The following is a 17,631-nucleotide window of genomic DNA, read 5'->3' on the forward strand; positions in this document are numbered from 1 at the left end:
AAAAGCTATTTGAATTGGCTTTACGAGCAATTTTAGCACAGTCAATTATACTCATTCTCTACGCCACTTGCTGTGCCACGCCACTATATACATAGCTCATCGGTCTTGGGCCGGGCAAATACTCTTCGCTCAGCTCGTCAATGACAAAACCACCTGCTCTAATCAGTGCTGGAATATCGCGATCTAAATGACAACCACCGGCCATCGGTTTCCAAAAAGGCGTCAGTCGATGCTGCCATCGCTCAACAGAAAAATCTGGCGCTAAGCCATGCTCACAAAACAACAAGCGACCGCTAGGTTTTAACACGCGCGCCATTTCTCGAAGTGCAGCTATTGGCTCATCAATACTACATAGGGTAAAGGTCATCACAATCGTATCAAATTGATCCGTATCCGCATGAATGCCTTGGACATCAACGGCTATCACTTCAACTGGAATACTAATGTCAGCGGCGCGCTTGCGTGCTAATGTCTGCATCTGAGCCGCTGGGTCGATACCAATAACAGAAGAAACCTTTTTGGCATCATAAAATTGCAAATTAAGACCACTGCCAATCCCAATTTCTAATACCTCGCCCAACGCCTGAGGAACAATTTTAGAACGTGCTTTCATCACGTTACCTGTACTACAGGCAACATCTATCAGCTTGGGCAATACATAGCGCTCATAAGGGTTCATTATTCTCTCCAGTCATTGCCATATTTAGCGCTTGTGGATATTCATACCAAGCTTCTGTACAGCAGATAATCTACAGAGTAGCATTCTGATAGATATCAATCATACAATACTTGCGTAGTGAGGCATAAGATGACAGTTATCACTTATTGCACTATTTATAGTCAAAATACTTTATAGTCAAAATATTTTAAAAACGCGATGGTATTGCTGATATCAATTTTTTGTAGCCTCTGTCTGCGCAGGCACAGTAATCAAGAAAAATTGATATCAGCAGTGCACGATGTGTCAATATTACTTTTCACTCACTACAGTTTATTCACCAAGGACATTGATCGGTACTTTTAGATAGCGCGTACCATTGTCTTCTGGCTCTGGGAAATGTCCTGCATCAATATTAATCTGCACGGCAGGAATGATAAGCCGTGGCATACCCAAAGTCGCATCGCGGCGCTCACGCATCTGTACAAACTCGGCTTCATTTATACTGTCTTTAACATGGATATTTTCTAGTTTTTGTGCAGCAACAGTCGCCGTTGGACAGTGCTTACGGCCTTCACCCGGATAATCATGACACAGATACATGACTGTATCTTCAGGAAGCGCCAACAGCTTTTGAATAGACTGATAGAGCGTTTTGGCATCGCCGCCGGGGAAGTCGCAGCGTGCTGTACCGACATCAGGCGCGAACAAGGTATCTCCAACGAATACCACTGTCTTTTCATCGTCAGCCGCCAGATAAGCCATGTCTGCCCGTGTGTGACCGGGCACATACATGGCTGTAATGGTAATACCACCAAGCGCTAGTGTTTCACCCTCGTCGGTCAAAATATCAAACTGACTGGCATCGGTACGAAAACTGGTGTCAAAGTTAAAGATTTGCTTAAAGATTTTTTGTACTTCGGTAATATGCTGACCAATTACTAATTGTCCACCAAGGCTTTCTTTTACATGAATAGCAGCAGATAGATGGTCTGCATGCGCATGCGTCTCGATAATATATTTAAGCGCCCAGCCCTGCTCACGTACGAACTCAATCACTTCATCCACACTACTGGTACTCGTTCTGCCTGACTTGGCATCAAAGTTCAGTACGGGATCGACAATGGCGCACAGTTTCTGTTCGGTATCAGCGATAACGTGAGTATAAGTTTCTGTATCACTATCTAAAAAAGAATGAACTTGCATAGCTGCCTCTTTGCTTTTATAGGATTGTTTTAACCTTCGAACCATTCTTTAAGTATAATGGATCGTCATATACAATATTTAATTCAAAAACTAATGCATATTGAATGTTTATAAATTATTGCAGTTAATATCAACGCCGCCGACAACATCAGCGGTCAAATTTTTAGCATGCCTTTTTAACATGCTTTCTTAACGTTAATACCAATATAGCAATCACCATACAATTTATCAAATTATATAATGTAAATAAATATAACTTGATGTAAGCTGCGATATCATTGATAATTAACGGTAATCACTCATCACTTTTATAAAAACCACGCGACCTTTATCTGGTTTTATATAAGGAGCTCACTCTGACAACTTCTACCTCAGCATTGGCTACCTCTACTGACAGTAAGGCCGACCCTATGTCAGTCAATAACGCAGACTCTGTACCGCTAGATCTGGCCAAACAGATGCAACAAGCATCGCTACAAGCCAGCCAATTACTAAAGTCACTCTCGCATCCTGATCGCTTACTCCTTCTCTGTCAATTGACTCAAGGTGAGTATTGCGTTGGTGAGCTTGAGGGCTTGGTCGGTGTTGGACAGCCAAGCTTATCGCAGCAGTTAGGCATATTGCGCAAGGATGAGCTGGTCGCGACACGACGTGACGGCAAGCAAATTTACTATAGCATCGCCAGCGACGATGCCTTAGCAGTCTTAGAGCTACTTTATCAACGCTTTTGTGCCAAAACAGATACTTAACTGGTTATTGAGTTCTTAGCTGTTTTTAACTTTATTTATTGTGATGACGTATTGATATGACCTCTATCGCTGCTCGCCTGATTCCTACTTGGCTGCGCCAGTATCAGCTGGCTGCCTTGCCAACTGACGTCATCGCTGGGCTGGTGGTGGGCGTACTGGTGATACCGCAAAGCCTAGGCTACGCCGTACTTGCAGGCTTGCCGCCCGTCTATGGTCTGTACGCTGCGATTGTGCCTGTCATCGTCTATGCTTGGCTTGGCTCTAGCAATGTACAAGCGGTCGGACCGGTGGCCATCACCGCTATTATGACTGCCAGTAGTTTGTTGCCTTACGCTGAGCAAGGCACTGAGCAGTATGCCCTAATGGCAAGTCTATTGGCACTGATGGTGGGGTCACTGCTTTGGATCGCAGGACGGCTCAAGCTTGGCTGGATCATGCAGTTTATCAGTCGCGGCGTATCGGCAGGATTTGTGAGCGGTGCGGCGGTTCTCATTTTCGTCAGTCAGCTCAAATACTTAACGGATATCCCGATCGCGGGCAGTAGCCTAATCGGTTATTTATCGACCATGCAGTTATATGCGCGCCAGCTACATCCGTTGACCTTGTTGATTGGCGTGATCGCTTTTGCGCTCTTGGTCGCAAATCGCTACGGTAGCAAATGGGTGTGGCGAACGTGGCTGTCATCTTCATCTGCCAAATGGGCAGAACGCTTATTTCCCCTTATTTTGCTCGGCATTGCCATTTTACTCAGTATGGCACTGCATTGGGACGCGCGTGGCGTGGCGACTATCGGTAATATTCCGCAAGGGTTACCACGTTTCACACTGCCCCATATACCAGACATCCAAGAAGCGCTCAAACTTTTACCAACCGCAGGATTGATGGCGCTTATTATCTTTGTCTCTAGCAGTTCCGTCGCCAGCACCTATGCGCGACTGCGCGGTGAGAAGTTTGATGCCAATCGTGAGCTGACAGGGCTTGGACTCGCCAATCTTTCTGGTGGATTGTTTCAGAGCTTTGCCGTGGCAGGCGGGTTTTCACGGACGGCAATCAACGTCGACTCAGGTGCCAAAACTCCACTCGCCAGCCTGATGACGGTGCTGGTGATGATTGCCGCACTAATCGCCTTTAATAGCGCACTTGCGCCGTTGCCCTATGCTCTACTTGGCGCAACCATCATGGCATCCATCATTGGCTTGATCGATATTGCGACCTTAAAGTCTGCTTGGCAACGGGATCGCTTAGACGGCGCAAGCTTTATCGCAGCGTTTGTAGGGGTACTAATATTTGGGCTAAATACCGGACTGGTCATCGGTCTCATGGTGTCATTTGCCAGTCTCATCTGGCAATCGAGCCAACCACACGTCGCCATCGTCGGACAATTGGCTGGGACAGGACACTTTCGCAATATCAATCGCCACGATGTCGTCACTTTTCATAATTTATTGATGTTACGTATCGATGAGAGTCTGTTTTTTGGTAATAGCGAATCGGTACATCGGCGCATCTTAAATGCCTTACAACAATATCCCGAAGCGCATGAGCTGATTCTCATTATGGCCGCGGTCAATCATATTGATCTGACCGCGCAGGAAATGCTCAGCACCTTAAATCAAGAGCTGGCCCTGCAAAACAAGCATTTACACTTTAGCTTTATTAAAGGCCCAGTCATGGATGTCATCGAGCACACTCCGCTAATTGCTGAGCTATCAGGACAGGTGTACCTCAGTACTATGGATGCCGTTAATGACCTAAAGCAAATATAAATACGCCCTACTATTTTCGTCAACCATACAATCACTATTGATGTCTGCAACAAAATATCGTTATGATAGAGCGTATAGTATGCTAGCTTGTTGTATGGCTGCACTCAATCTAAACAAGCTAAATCAAGCCGAACTGAAATAAGACAACATTTAGACGTCAAATCGACGCTTTAGTGTTTTTAACATTTTTTAATAAACGTAAATGACCCTTTTTATGACCGATGATTTAACGATTTATAAGCAAATATACCCAAGCCAATGTGTCAAGATTGCTGAGCTGGGCTATCGCTCAGTGCTCAATATACGCCCAGATGCTGAGATCGAGACACAGCCTAGTAGCTGTGACTTGGCGACTGCAACGAAGCAGGCAAATCTGACGTATCATCACCTACCCTTTGATGATGAGCGCCTGAGTATGCTGACCGTAGAACAGTTTGCCGTCTTTTATCACTCAATGCCCAAGCCCATATTGATGTTTTGTGGTACTGGTGCTCGCGCCAAACTCCTTTATCAAAGCGCGTTGATGCAAGGGCTGCTATAACGCTTACACACCTTCTCTTTAGAAATGACTGCAATAAGCCTAGGCTTAGATACTGTATTCCTACACTTTACATCCCACTCTTTCATATAAACAATAAAAGGAGCTCTTATGAGCCACGAAATCAGTATTACGGGACAAATTACCCCTGATCAAGTCCCTATGCTTGCCGAAAACGGCTTCAAAACCATTATCAATAATCGTCCTGATGGCGAAGAGCCTGGACAACCTACCAGCGCTGATATCGAAGCAGCTGCTAAAGAAGCAGGACTTGCTTATAAAGAAGTCTCATTTGCTGGTAGTGAGCTCAATCAAAACCACGTCGAGGAATTTGCTGACTTCTTTAATCAAGCTGAGCAGCCAGTGTTAATATTTTGCCGTACGGGTAATCGCTCAACGGGTATCTATGAAGCCGCTAAGCGCATGGACTTGTTAGACGATTGATATCGACCTAAACAAACGTGCCACTACTTAAGAAAATGCCCGTCCAAAATTTGGATGGGCATTTTTTTGCATATTACTAAACTATAGACTGGTCAATTTTCAGCATTGGGTACATAATTAAATTTTATTTAATAGGACTTTATGATGCAAAAACCACTTCTCATCATCGGCAATAAAAACTATTCATCGTGGTCATTGCGAGCTTGGCTATTGCTCAAAGCCTTCGATGTTGACTTCAATGAGCAGCTTATCGAATTGTTTCATCCCTCAGCGTCATCCATTCTCGATGAGCATGCGCCAACAGGCAAAGTGCCCGTTTTGGTTTATGGTGAAAATGATGACAAATTTACGGTTTGGGATACCTTAGCGATTGCCATGCATATCAATGATTATTTTACCGACATAGATGTTTGGACAGGACTGAGTAAGTCTGAGACTAAAAGCCATACTAGCATCAGAATAAATAGCGCCTATTGCCAAAGCATCGTCGCTGAGATGCATTCTGGTCTAGCGGGTATTCGTAATGAGATGCCGATGAATATCAGAGCGACTGCTAAGATACAACCAAGCAATACCTGCTTAACTGACATTGCTCGTATCGAAAATATTTTTGCGGATTGCTTAAAAAATCGCTCAAAAGACAGCTACCTTTTTGGTCAATTCACGGCTGCCGATGCTTTTTTTGCGCCTGTAGTGCTACGCTTGCAGACTTATACTGATGCCTCCAGCATAGAATTAAAGCCGACGACTAAACAGTATTGTGAAACGATGTTAAACAATCCTCATATACAAGCTTGGATCGATTCAGCTTTAAAGGAGACACGCGTCATCGAAGAAGATGAAGCAGGTGAGATAATGTCGATAGCTGGCATTTTGGCGAATAAATAGTATCTTGCATAAAAAAACCACTTTAACTCAGTTAAAGTGGTTTTTTCTTTCATGACAAGTAAAGCGTACGGTTACTACTGTTTTTGGTCTAAAGCTTCTTTTACTGCTTTTTTACCCCATGCGCTCAGATCGAGGTCCAATTTTTCATACTCTTGCGCATCGAATAATGGCTCTTTAACCCCTGATTTTAATTGACTTGCAAAGTCGTCAAGTAGACGCTTAGCTCGTGGAAATAACATTATCAAGGCCAATAAGTTTGCTAGCGCTAGCACGCCCATCAACGGGTCCGCAAAGAAGAACACTGCGGTTGCTGCAGGAGCCACTGCGCCCAAGAATAATACCGCAATCACAACAATTCGCAAAATCAGAGTCGCCATTTTGATATTCTTTTTGACCAAAAAGTTAATGGCATTTTCACCCATATAATAGTTATACATGATAGAGCTTAAGGCAAATAACAATATCGATATGGTCAGGATATACTGCGCCCAATCTCCAAGCTGGGTTGTTAGCGCTTGCTGTGCCAGTACAATACCATCAACTTCAGCACCTGGCTGATAGACACCGCTCAGTAAAATCATAAATGCTGTGGCACTACATACGACTAACGTATCAATGAACACAGATAATGACTGCGAGATACCTTGACTCACAGGATGAGTGGCGTAAGCGGTGGCAGCGATATTAGGCGCAGAACCCAGACCTGCTTCATTAGAGAATAAACCACGCTTCATGCCTTGCTCAATCGCCACACCAATACCACCGCCCACGACAGATTCAATGCCAAAAGCATTTTTGACAATCATTACTATTAGTGCAGGCAATTCTGTGAAATTAAATGCAATAATAATAAGTGCCATACTGATATAAATTAATGCCATAACAGGAATGACAACGTCGGCCACTTTAGCAATGCGCTGAATACCGCCAAAGACAATAAATCCACCTGCAACCACCAGTACCACACCCGTTATCCAGCGGTCAATTCCAAAACTTTCAAGAGCAGAGCCTGCCACCGTATTGCCTTGGAACGCCACAAACCCGATAGAAAAAGACAGTAGTAGAGAGATTGCATAGATGATGGCGAGCCAGCGATATTCTTTACCTAAGCCATGTAAAATATAGGTCGCAGGGCCACCGCGAAAGTTACCATCAGTATCTCTACGCTTGTAAAGCTGGGCTAAGCTACACTCAACAATGCTAGTCATCATTCCAATTAAGGCCACAACCCACATCCAGAATACCGCTCCCGGACCCCCTAAAGAGATTGCAACAGCAACGCCAGCAATGTTACCGCCGCCAACACGTCCACCGATAGAAACGAGCAACGCCTGACGGGCAGAAATTCCGTCGTCTCCTACCTCATCCGTTTTAAATACACGGAACATACGTTTAAAATATCTAAACTGGGCAAATCTACCCACGATGGAAAATAATAAACCAAAAATAACTAACATAGGGATAAGTGCCCAGCCCCACGTTAGATCCCCGACTAGAGCAAAAAAAGCTTCAATATATTCCATGCCTATTTTCCTTATAGTTCATGATCATATGATAGGTTTTATTGAGCTCATTATTACATCAACAACACGAGTTTGTAACGTAAATGCTGATATTTTCTGAGAAAAATCGCTTTATTGGTTTACTTAAATGATCATTTTCTAAATATTAGGATTTGTTCTATATAGACGTATTTATACGATAGCACAAAAAAGCCACCTCAAAAGAGGTGGCTTTTCAAATTCAAACTAACTTCAAACTTACTGCATAACCAAGTATTCAAACGCTGACAATGCTGCTTTACTACCCTCACCCATCGCGATGTTAATCTGCTTAAATGGCACAGTCGTGACGTCACCACAAGCAAAGATACCTTTGCGATCCGTACGGCAGCGCTCATCAATCTCAATTTCACCAAAGCGGTTTAAATCAACGAAGCCTTTGATAAATCCAGTATTGGGTACTAAGCCAATCTGTACAAAGACACCGGACAAATCACGCTCATGGGTTTCACCTGTTTTGCGATCTTCAAAGACGATAGAGCTGACTTTACCATCAGTGGCCTTAATCTCTTTGGTCGCCGCCCCAGTGATGAACTCGATGTTTGATCTCTCTTTGGCTTTGTTGATCAAGACCTGATCCGCTTTTAGCTCATCAGCGAACTCAAGCACGGTTACATGCTTCACGATACCGGCAAGGTCTAACGCCGCTTCGACACCAGAGTTACCGCCACCGATGACAGAGATTTCTTTACCTTTAAAGAACGGGCCGTCACAGTGGGCACAGAAAGCCACGCCTTTGCCAATATTTTCTTCTTCACCTGGTACACCAAGCTTGCGCCATTGGGCACCCGTCGCCAAGATAATACTGCGCGTCTCAAAAGTCTCACCCGTATTTAGATGAATACTATAGTTTTCTTCCGACGTCTCGCCGATTTCTTTAACGCTGACGTGCTCTTTTAGCGTTATGTTGTATTCGCCTAAATGTTTGACGAAGTCTGCTGATAGATGTGTACCTGTCGTCAATGGTACAGAAATCAAGTTTTCGATATCTTGCGTATCTTTGACCTGTCCACCGATACGATCAGCGACCATGGTCACTTTTAGACCTTTACGCGCGGTATAAATGGCAGCAGCGACCCCAGCAGGACCAGCGCCAATGATAGTGACATCCTGTTGTTCTAATTGCTCAGCGTCGTCTTCCACTTCTGACAACAAGTCAGGGAACTGCTCTTGCAATTTTCCGATCAGCTTAGCCGTATCGATTAGTCCATTAGCAAACGGCTTACCGTTTAAAAATACCGCTGGAACTCCTTGGATGTTATTCGCTTCTACTTGCTCTTGGAATAACGCACCATCAATCATCTCATTGCTGATATCATCGTTTAATAGCGCAAATTGGTTCAAAGCTTGCACGACTTCTGGGCAACTGTGGCAAGACAATGACACATAGGTCTGGAACTGTAAGGGCTTATTAAAACGTTTGACTAACTTTTGAATACCTTCGTCTAGTTTGAGCGTATGACCACCCGCTTGCAAGATTGCCAAAATAAGCGAGGTAAACTCATGACCACCAGGAATACCGCTAAAGACGATACCAGTATCAGCCAAATCGCCATCAACATGACTGACGACTTTAAAACTAATCGCACTAGGCAAGCTCTCATCAATCGCTTCTGCATCAAAATTGATTTTGTCAGTCGTACCAGCGATTTTGGTCAAAAAGTCAATCAACTCTGCCCGCTTTTCATGCGTACCATTACCTAAGACAAAGGTAATTGGACGGGTCATGTTTTCACTATAGCTCTTGATGGCATCTAATAAACTTTGATCTATCATGTTTGTTCCTCATTATTATTTAATATGTAACGGCAACTAAGCGGTTGCACGTTTAAAGATGGAAAATCTGTAGTAAGTAATATCGTTTAAAGTGTTATTTGGATAAGGCTTGTGCCTTTTGATGTCCCTATTATCATAGGTTCCATAGATTTGAGCAAGCTGAGAAACCCAAACCTTATGTTTTATAAAACCAATCATTAATTGGTATTTATAATTAAATTTAAACTTATAAGAGGATTATTATCATAGTATCAAGATGATTTTTTCGCTACAATCGAATAAGAGCAATAGGAATAATTCCTGTTTCCTAGCGGAAGATTGGCTTTTATGCGTGCTTATCAAAGGCTATTTCTGCTTGTATTAAGCCTTATCACTATTGAGCGTAATAGCGGTTTGGTTGAGTAATAATCAAGTCTCACAATCATAAATCTTAACGACAATGCGCTGATGCTGATCGTTAGCTTGCGCTTCATAACAAGGATGACCAGATGAGAAAGACTGATACAAGGCTAGATAACAAAGAAATTATCGCTGAACTTAAGCAAAAAGACAGCCATTTTGCGAGTATTTTTGCTGAACATACTCAGCTGGATGAGAAGATCAATTATCTCGAAAAGGATTTGATAAAACATAGCAGCTGTGATGATGAAATAGAACAGATGAAGCGTCGAAAACTACACCTTAAAGATGAAATTTATAAGATAATCGATAAAAACAAAATGCAATCTCACGCTTAATGCTTCATTTATTAGGGGCGTGTCCTCATTTTTATCTCATCTGAGCACTTTCGTTCAGATTGAGGATACACCCCAAAATTACTGCTAAGAATTTCTTACATTTAGTTTTATAAATCTTAATTTTATAATCAACAAGTCTCACAATCATAATCTGTCTTAACCACAACGCGTCACTGCTTATGCTAAGCACACGCTAAATAACAAGGATGACAACATGACCATGACTGATAAATGGCAAGATCACAGCGACATCATCGATGAGCTCAAGCAAAAAGATGCGCACTTTGCGAGTATCTTCGATGAACATACTATACTGGACAGGCAAATTGATAAGCTTGAGAATGACGTAGTCAAACACGCCAGCCGCGATGAAGAAATCGAACAAATGAAGCGGCGCAAGCTACAGCTCAAAGATGAGATTTACAAAACCATAGATAAGAATAAAGTACAATCTCAAGCGTAATCGCTCATTTATTATCGATAAATAACACTAATAAAACTTTAGCTTAAGATATAAAAAGACCCCATCAACGTAAGCTGATGGGGTCTTTATTTATAGCGCTGGTTCAAATTATAAAATAATAAAAACAGCGCTACCTATCGCTAAATAGTTGGATAACTACTTAGGTTTTGCTAACCTAGATTTTACCAACTAGGTCAAGACTTGGCTTCAATGTATCGCCACCTTGTTCCCAAGCTGCTGGGCAAACTTCGCCATCGTTTTCACGGACATATTGTGCCGCTTTTACTTTACGCAGCATGTCTTTTGCGCTACGGCCAATACCGCCAGCATGAATCTCAGCAACCTGAATCAAACCATCTGGATCGACTAAGAAAGTACCGCGCTCAGCTAGGCCTGCTTCTTCGATCATCACGTTAAAACCACGAGTGATTTTACCAGTAGGATCGCCGATCATTGGATAGTTTACTTTACCAATTGCGTCTGAAGAATCATGCCATGCTTTATGCGTGAAATGAGTGTCAGTCGATACTGAGTATACTTCTACGCCCAAACCTTGTAGCTCTTCATAATGGTTTGCCATGTCTTCAAGCTCAGTTGGGCAAACAAAAGTAAAGTCAGCTGGGTAAAATAGGAAAATCGCCCAGTTACCTTTTACATCTTCTGAAGTGATGGTTTTGAACTCACCGTTTACATATGCATCTGCTGAAAATTCTGGGATTTCTTGATTGATAATAGACGCCATGATTGGCTCCTTTTTTGATTAAGTGTGATTAATTTAATGGTGCTTATTTATTTGATTGTTTCCGTTAAGCCTTGAACTATCTGGGCTACCTGACAAACTATACGCGAATTCTATGGTTAATCCAGTTAAAAGTTTTTAATGTGATGTTTTGTTTTATTAAACTTGTTAAACTATTCTATCTACTTCATGTCATCAGTGTGCTATCGGTAAATCTCGATAATGACCAAGATGCATAAGTATTGTCATTTGCGTGAAAAACAACCAAAAAAGAGGTCTTATGATTACCTTACGTCAACTTGAATTTGCCTTAGCAGTCGCTAAACACCGCCATTTCAAACGGGCAGCAGAAGATTGTAATATTTCGCAGTCTGCGCTGAGCTTAGGTATCGCAGAATTAGAAAAGCAACTAGACACACAGATTTTTGAGCGTAATAACAAACAAGTGCTTATCACCCCTATTGGGCAAGATATCCTGACGCGGGCGCAGCGTGTATTCTCTGAAGTGAGCGACTTGACCACCCGTGCGCACAGTCATCAAACGCCGCTTGCCTACCCGATGACCGTGGGTATCATTCCAACGATTGCTCCTTACTTGCTGCCAAAAGTCTTGCCTGCACTGCGAGCCAATTATCCAGAATTTCGCATGACCATCGTTGAGCAACAAACCGAACGCTTGCTTGAGCAAGTGCGTTACGGTCATATTGACACAGCAATCATTGCGCTACCCTATGCCGTAGACGGATTGCATAGTTTTGAATTTTGGAGTGAAGACTTCTTCGCAGTATTCCCAAAAGACGATGTCCATGCCAAGCTTGACACCATTGATTCTGAGGATCTCGCTACTGCCAATCTCATGCTGCTGGGTGAAGGACATTGCCTGACCGATCAGACGCTATCGGTTTGTCATTTTGATCGGGCGCAAATGAAATCGAGCTTTTCTGACGCTAGCTTAAACACGCTCATTCAGATGGCACTCGCTAATATGGGCACAACTTTAGTACCTGAGATGGCGCTGGATCAATTGCATCTGCAAAATCAAAATGCCGTCGCGGTGCCATTAGCAGAAAAAGGCCCACATCGCCACATCGCCTTTGTCACCCGTTTGAATTATGCCCGTGTCGACGATGTAAATCTATTGGGCAAGGTGTTTAAACAAGCCTTTGAAGATGCAGCTCATCAGGACTAAGTTAACTATTAGGATTGTGAGGCGCTAAGTAACTCAGACAATTGAGTATGAATATGAACGATGTTTCGCACGTAACGTCCGACCTTGGTCAGCATTTCGCCATGCACTTGTCTGCCATCGCTAATACTATCGATCTGGTAGAGGTGGAGATGCTTTGGCAAGCTGTCGCTACCCGTTATAACGAAGCCCATCGCGCTTATCACACCCTGCACCACATTAAGCAGTTGTTTGCGCAGCTTGAGCAAGTTAAGCACAACCTTTATGAACCGCATATTATCGCTTTAGCGCTGTATTATCACGATGTGATATACGAGCCAACACGGGCAGATAATGAGCTTAAAAGTGCAGACTATGCGGTGGAAGCGTTACGGAAATATTTGAGCGCGGAACAATGCCAACATATCTATGCACTTATCATGATGACGGCTACCCATCAACTTGATGAGTTAACCGATGATGATAAACGCAGCGATGCGGCTTATCTGTTAGATATGGATTTGAGCGTTTTGGGTGCTGTATGGTCTGAATATGAACCATATGCATCTGCGGTACGTAAAGAGTATGCACACGTGCCAGCTACCGATTACCGTATCGGACGAACAGCGGTGTTAAAAGGATTGTTGGCGCATCCAAGACTGTATCTGACCGATTATTACTTTGAACGATTAGAAGAGCAAGCGCGAGATAATATCAAGCGTGAGATTACTTCGCTTGCAGCTTGATAAATAACTCACTGCCTTGACGTGCAGAATGCGAGTTATAGCTGGATTCCATCATCTCTATATCAAAATACTGCTCAAAACGCTGCTGATATTCATCTTTTGTGCCACCAAAAGGTGGTTCATCACGGCCAAAATCCACATTGAAAAGCAGGCCAACCAGCTTGCCTTGTGGCTTCAATAGCGCTGCCATCTGCTCGACATATTCATCACGACGTGACGGATTTATCGCACAAAAAAACGTCTGCTCAAGCACCCAATCAAACTGATATTGCTCAGCTGATAAATTAAAAAAATCTGCACAAATCAGGTGCGCCGCTGGGAAATCAGGATAGCGCTCTGCAAACGCATCAATCGGTGCAGGCGCGAAGTCAACCAACGTGACATTGGTAAAACCCTGCTCGTGTAGATAGCCAACCTCATAGGCATTGCCTGCCCCTGGCACCAGAATAGCCTGATCTTTAGCAGACGCAGGCAGTTGATCGATGTAAGCTTTTAGCGGTGGTGACACCTGTCCCATATCCCACTGTATGCTACCAGTCTCATAACGCTGCTGCCAAAATTCAGCTTGATTGACGTTGTCCATATGACATCCCTGTATATACCATGCATCTACAATATACCTATCATTCTATTATTTGAATGATACGCTGTATACTGCGACGTGAGCGCTTATCATAGCAGGTATGTTAGGGTTAACGAATGCCTTTATATCATTTGTGTGAGGCGCTTAATCCAGCTGACCCGATTTGCCTGCTAGCATATCGTGCCACTGCTGATAATCTGGCATCGCTGCCGCCACCGTTTGCCAAAACGCCTTGCTGTGATTGGCATGATACAAATGACACAGCTCATGGACAATGACGTATTCGGTGCATTCAATCGGGTAAGCGGGAAGATATACGGATAACCAAATTCGACGCGCACGCGTGTTACAACTGCCCCAGCGCGTATGCATTTTTTTCAGTCGAACTTCATTAGCAGTAGCACCGACTATTGGTTGCCACTTGGCAAATAGTGCTGGATTTACTTCAGTAAGTTGTTGCCGATAATAAGCGATTTTTTCATCGTGGTTGAGAGTGAACGATTGCTCGACACCCCACAAGCTAAGGGGGCTGTCTACGCGTGGAGCTTCAGGTTTCGGGGTTTGCTTGTGATGATAACGCGCCAATACTTGCGGATGGTTGTCTAGCGCCCATGATACGCGCTTGTCGACAGACTGAGCGATTTGGCTGGGGCTGATAGACATCGGTACAGAGACCATGAGCGCATAAGGCTTTAAGCGAAAATTGATATTTTTGACGCGCTTTTTGGTCACGTACAGCACAATATCCGCTTGTGCCAGCTGTTGTCTTGCCATATCTAACACTAGAGACGTACTCTGTTGCGGCATCGTGATTTTATCCTTTTATACCGCTTATGCTAAGACTGCCTGCAAATGATTGTCAAAAGACATATTATGTATTTGACTGTCCTGCACCATAATGTCGGCAGTATGCTTTGAATTTGATTCTGCTACATCCGATGTTTCTACTGGTAGGGTATTCACCCTCAATCTTGTCAGCTTCCCGTGCCCATCGCTGACGATAAAGCCTGACGCTCCATGATTACTTTTAGTTTGACCAGATGCCTGACCAGCGACTAGCGAAGCTCCTGCACAATCTGGCAAACGCACAGCGTCAATCAGCATGCGTGTGTTTAAATCATAAATCGCTGCACAGCCACCAATTGGTGTGGTCACACATAACAGATTGCGCTCACTATCAACCGCCACACTGGCAATGTATTGATGGAAGCATTGCCAGTGATTATTGGGCATAACCAATGGTTTAAAGTCAGAATCACCGCGATGATGGGTCAGCACTAACGGTACATTGATATGTTTCTCACCCTGAAATTGAATACCAATCATCACCGTGCCATCGTCATGTATGGCCAAATGACGCACACTCATCTGATTGTGTTCAGGGATAATTTGCTCAAGCAGCGTCCCATCATGACGACTCAGATAAGTCAACGATGGACGCATGGTATCGAGATTCAGCTCTTCACGAGAGGCTTGTTCCGTTTTGATACCGCCATTAGCGATGACCAGTGTCTCGCCATCTGGATGCATAATCAGCTCATGTGGCCCAATACCGTGCGAGTCAAATTCGGTTATTTTATTATAGTTATCATGAGCATCGTAGATACCAATTTTACCCGCCAAGCTTATCGTATCATTCTCAGTGACGTATAGCTTTGAGCCATCCAAACTGTAGCAAGCATGCCCATAAAAATGGCGATTATCAGCCGCTTTTATAGCAAGCTTTACCTGTCCTGTCGCTGTGTCTAATACCCAAAAACTTTCACTGGGGCGGCGACCCAACACCACGACATCGCGTTGACAATTATGAGCATTTGATCTGTTTTGAGTGTTTTGAATATTAGCGATTGGCTGGACAACAATATCGTGGACACGCTCAGGCATGGTCGTTTGCCAAACGATTTGTCGGTCTGCATCGATGCCGACTACCCCAAAGCCAGTTTCATCATTACTACTATCATCATTACTATCGTCGTTATTTATCAATGATAGGTTCTGTGGCATCGACGCTACGCCACTGACCCAGCATACTGGACGCGCCAGCATAACGGTGCTATGCATTGCCGTCAGGTCGGTCACGGTATTTTTAGTATCATGATTTTTATCATCGATATCATCATGATAAGCCCGTTGCCACGCAGCAGACGCGTGCTGATAGGCGTAGCGAAAACGGATTAGCTGTGACTTGGGCGATGCTTGCAATATATGCAGCTGAGCACGCACACCCGACACATAGTCTTGCAACTTTGCTTCAGGCTGATGCTGCTTGCGATAGTGATGATGTATACCAACCAATGCCACCGTTCCCAATACGCTACCGAGCGTAGTCAAGGCCGACGTCACCAGCTGCTCATGATTTGAGCGCTTGTCTGCTGGTCTAGGCGTTGCTTTAGAGGACGCGCTATGAGATTTTGCTATCGCAGCGGTATTGGCTTCAGAGATTTGCATGACTTAATCGCCATCATTGCTGTTAAAACCAACACGGATACCCAAGGTGGGAATCAATTGGCGTTTCATCAGGCGGGTAATGGTCGTAAAGTGATCAAACAATTCTTGCTGCTTGGCTTTATCGGCAGTCGCTAAATCCTCTGGCATCTGCGCCAATAGCGTGGTCGTATCAGCCAGCTCACTTGATAGACTGGCCGCAATAGCATTCTCATCATTGCTACCAAGAATGGCCGTCAATACCGGGTCAGTCAGCGTTTTATTCAAGGTAGCCAACTTAGCATTGATAATAGCGCGGCTTTGTCCAGCGGTAGCAGCTGGCAGATGTCCCTTGGCTTTGCCTGTGAGACCTAATGGTTCATCAATAGCATTGGTCTTCATCGTCTCAATCAATGACAATAAAGCGTTAAACCACTGGTTCAAACCTTGATCGCTATCAGCCGTTTTATCAATCGCCAGTAAAGTTGTGGCGTTCTGCTGCCAGTTACTTTCGATATCTTTTAATCGCGTACTTAGTGCCGCGCTGGCGCTAACCACATAAGCACATTGAGCAGCATTCAAGCTGTCATTGGCAAATAGCGCCTCTTCCAGACCTGGTACGCCTTGCACAATAGCGCTCTCGTTAGCGAGCTGCTCTGGGGTTAGTTTTGGATTGGCGGCAATCAGGTCAGCCACACCACTGTGTACCAAGCCGCGCTCGTCAGGGTAATAATTGATGTACAAGTTGCTCATACTAGCAGTCGCAGGACCGAAGTTGATCATCTCAGCACTCGCCCATGCTTGCGCCAGCACCAGCCACTGAGCACGCAACGCTTGCAATTCATCACCGCTGACAGGCGCTTGCTGACAATGCTTCTGCGCCAAATCATGTAACAAACCACTTTGCTTCGCCGCATCCGCATAAGCTGGAATGATAATGTCTTCAGCCACATGCGTCAGATAGGTTTTTTCGGTCTCCGCGCTGATATCTATGGCGACTATCTGTTCGTCATTTGCGCTATCGGCGGCCGTACTGTTTGAGGAAGCACCATCTTGCGCGACGGCTTGGCTATCCACCTCTGCTGTTTTACTCTCATCGGCAGGCTTGACACAACTGATGAGTAATCCAGCACTCAGTGCCGATAACGCCATTGCTAATGCAGGATTTATTTTCATAAGTTTCTCGG

The 17,631-nt window shown here is 44.2% G+C and carries 18 protein-coding genes; 9 read left to right on the forward strand and 9 right to left on the reverse strand.

Features of this window, described 5'->3' with window-relative positions; all coding sequences use genetic code 11:
• Window positions 1-58 precede the first annotated feature (58 nt).
• Window positions 59-679: a class I SAM-dependent methyltransferase gene (locus J5X94_RS04975; RefSeq protein ID WP_210540445.1), complete on the reverse strand. Its 621-nt coding sequence runs from the start codon at window positions 677-679 to the stop codon at window positions 59-61.
• Between the two features lie 312 nt (window positions 680-991).
• On the reverse strand, window positions 992-1,864 hold the full coding sequence (locus J5X94_RS04980; protein ID WP_189585542.1) for an MBL fold metallo-hydrolase: 873 nt from the start codon (window positions 1,862-1,864) through the stop codon (window positions 992-994).
• A gap of 410 nt (window positions 1,865-2,274) precedes the next feature.
• On the opposite strand from J5X94_RS04980, the gene J5X94_RS04985 reads away from it, so the two are divergent.
• The 5 genes from J5X94_RS04985 (at window position 2,275) to J5X94_RS05005 (ending at window position 6,249) form a co-directional block, all read left to right on the forward strand.
• Window positions 2,275-2,613, forward strand: coding sequence for an ArsR/SmtB family transcription factor (locus J5X94_RS04985; protein ID WP_228293161.1), 339 nt, complete (start codon window positions 2,275-2,277; stop codon window positions 2,611-2,613).
• Window positions 2,614-2,669: 56 nt separating this feature from the next.
• Window positions 2,670-4,379, forward strand: coding sequence for a SulP family inorganic anion transporter (locus tag J5X94_RS04990; RefSeq protein ID WP_210540446.1), 1,710 nt, complete (start codon window positions 2,670-2,672; stop codon window positions 4,377-4,379).
• A 214-nt stretch (window positions 4,380-4,593) separates the two neighbouring features.
• Window positions 4,594-4,920 (forward strand): beta-lactamase hydrolase domain-containing protein, encoded by a 327-nt coding sequence (locus J5X94_RS04995; protein WP_210540447.1) that lies wholly within the window; start codon window positions 4,594-4,596, stop codon window positions 4,918-4,920.
• Between the two features lie 108 nt (window positions 4,921-5,028).
• Window positions 5,029-5,361, forward strand: a complete 333-nt coding sequence (locus tag J5X94_RS05000) for a TIGR01244 family sulfur transferase (RefSeq protein WP_010201553.1) — start codon at window positions 5,029-5,031, stop codon at window positions 5,359-5,361.
• 144 nt (window positions 5,362-5,505) lie between these two features.
• A complete protein-coding gene (locus J5X94_RS05005) occupies window positions 5,506-6,249 on the forward strand; it encodes a glutathione S-transferase family protein (protein WP_210540448.1) in 744 nt (247 codons plus the stop codon).
• Between the two features lie 74 nt (window positions 6,250-6,323).
• On the opposite strand, the gene J5X94_RS05010 is transcribed toward J5X94_RS05005, so the two are convergent.
• The gene (locus J5X94_RS05010) at window positions 6,324-7,772 is read right to left on the reverse strand and encodes an alanine/glycine:cation symporter family protein (protein WP_210540449.1); all 1,449 of its coding nucleotides are present in this window, start codon (window positions 7,770-7,772) and stop codon (window positions 6,324-6,326) included.
• Window positions 7,773-8,009: 237 nt separating this feature from the next.
• Complete coding sequence (ahpF, locus tag J5X94_RS05015) at window positions 8,010-9,587, reverse strand: alkyl hydroperoxide reductase subunit F (RefSeq protein WP_210540450.1); 1,578 nt, start codon at window positions 9,585-9,587, stop codon at window positions 8,010-8,012.
• Window positions 9,588-10,075: 488 nt separating this feature from the next.
• On the opposite strand from ahpF, the gene J5X94_RS05020 reads away from it, so the two are divergent.
• Together J5X94_RS05020 and J5X94_RS05025 are read left to right on the forward strand one after the other, a co-directional pair.
• Entirely contained in the window at window positions 10,076-10,324 is a 249-nt protein-coding gene (locus J5X94_RS05020; protein ID WP_210540451.1) for a YdcH family protein, read from the forward strand.
• A 214-nt stretch (window positions 10,325-10,538) separates the two neighbouring features.
• Window positions 10,539-10,787, forward strand: coding sequence for a YdcH family protein (locus J5X94_RS05025; RefSeq protein WP_189585550.1), 249 nt, complete (start codon window positions 10,539-10,541; stop codon window positions 10,785-10,787).
• A gap of 175 nt (window positions 10,788-10,962) precedes the next feature.
• On the opposite strand, the gene ahpC is transcribed toward J5X94_RS05025, so the two are convergent.
• Window positions 10,963-11,529, reverse strand: coding sequence for an alkyl hydroperoxide reductase subunit C (gene ahpC, locus J5X94_RS05030; RefSeq protein ID WP_210540452.1), 567 nt, complete (start codon window positions 11,527-11,529; stop codon window positions 10,963-10,965).
• Window positions 11,530-11,806: 277 nt separating this feature from the next.
• On the opposite strand from ahpC, the gene J5X94_RS05035 reads away from it, so the two are divergent.
• Window positions 11,807-12,715, forward strand: a complete 909-nt coding sequence (locus J5X94_RS05035; protein WP_210540453.1) for a hydrogen peroxide-inducible genes activator — start codon at window positions 11,807-11,809, stop codon at window positions 12,713-12,715.
• A 53-nt stretch (window positions 12,716-12,768) separates the two neighbouring features.
• The gene (locus J5X94_RS05040) at window positions 12,769-13,437 is read left to right on the forward strand and encodes a hypothetical protein (RefSeq protein WP_210540454.1); all 669 of its coding nucleotides are present in this window, start codon (window positions 12,769-12,771) and stop codon (window positions 13,435-13,437) included.
• On the opposite strand, the gene J5X94_RS05045 is transcribed toward J5X94_RS05040, so the two are convergent.
• The 4 genes from J5X94_RS05045 to J5X94_RS05060 all read right to left on the reverse strand — a co-directional run bounded on the left by J5X94_RS05045 (window position 13,418) and on the right by J5X94_RS05060 (window position 17,620).
• Entirely contained in the window at window positions 13,418-14,020 is a 603-nt protein-coding gene (locus tag J5X94_RS05045; RefSeq protein ID WP_210540455.1) for a methyltransferase domain-containing protein, read from the reverse strand. The genes J5X94_RS05040 and J5X94_RS05045 overlap by 20 nt on opposite strands.
• Before the next feature lie 144 nt (window positions 14,021-14,164).
• Complete coding sequence (locus J5X94_RS05050) at window positions 14,165-14,827, reverse strand: M48 family metallopeptidase (protein ID WP_210540456.1); 663 nt, start codon at window positions 14,825-14,827, stop codon at window positions 14,165-14,167.
• A 24-nt stretch (window positions 14,828-14,851) separates the two neighbouring features.
• Window positions 14,852-16,468, reverse strand: a complete 1,617-nt coding sequence (locus tag J5X94_RS05055) for a DUF1513 domain-containing protein (protein ID WP_210540457.1) — start codon at window positions 16,466-16,468, stop codon at window positions 14,852-14,854.
• 3 nt (window positions 16,469-16,471) lie between these two features.
• Window positions 16,472-17,620: an imelysin family protein gene (locus tag J5X94_RS05060; RefSeq protein ID WP_210540458.1), complete on the reverse strand. Its 1,149-nt coding sequence runs from the start codon at window positions 17,618-17,620 to the stop codon at window positions 16,472-16,474.
• Window positions 17,621-17,631: the final 11 nt, after the last annotated feature.

This window comes from Psychrobacter sp. K31L, from assembly GCF_017942195.1.
Lineage (GTDB): Bacteria > Pseudomonadota > Gammaproteobacteria > Pseudomonadales > Moraxellaceae > Psychrobacter > Psychrobacter glaciei.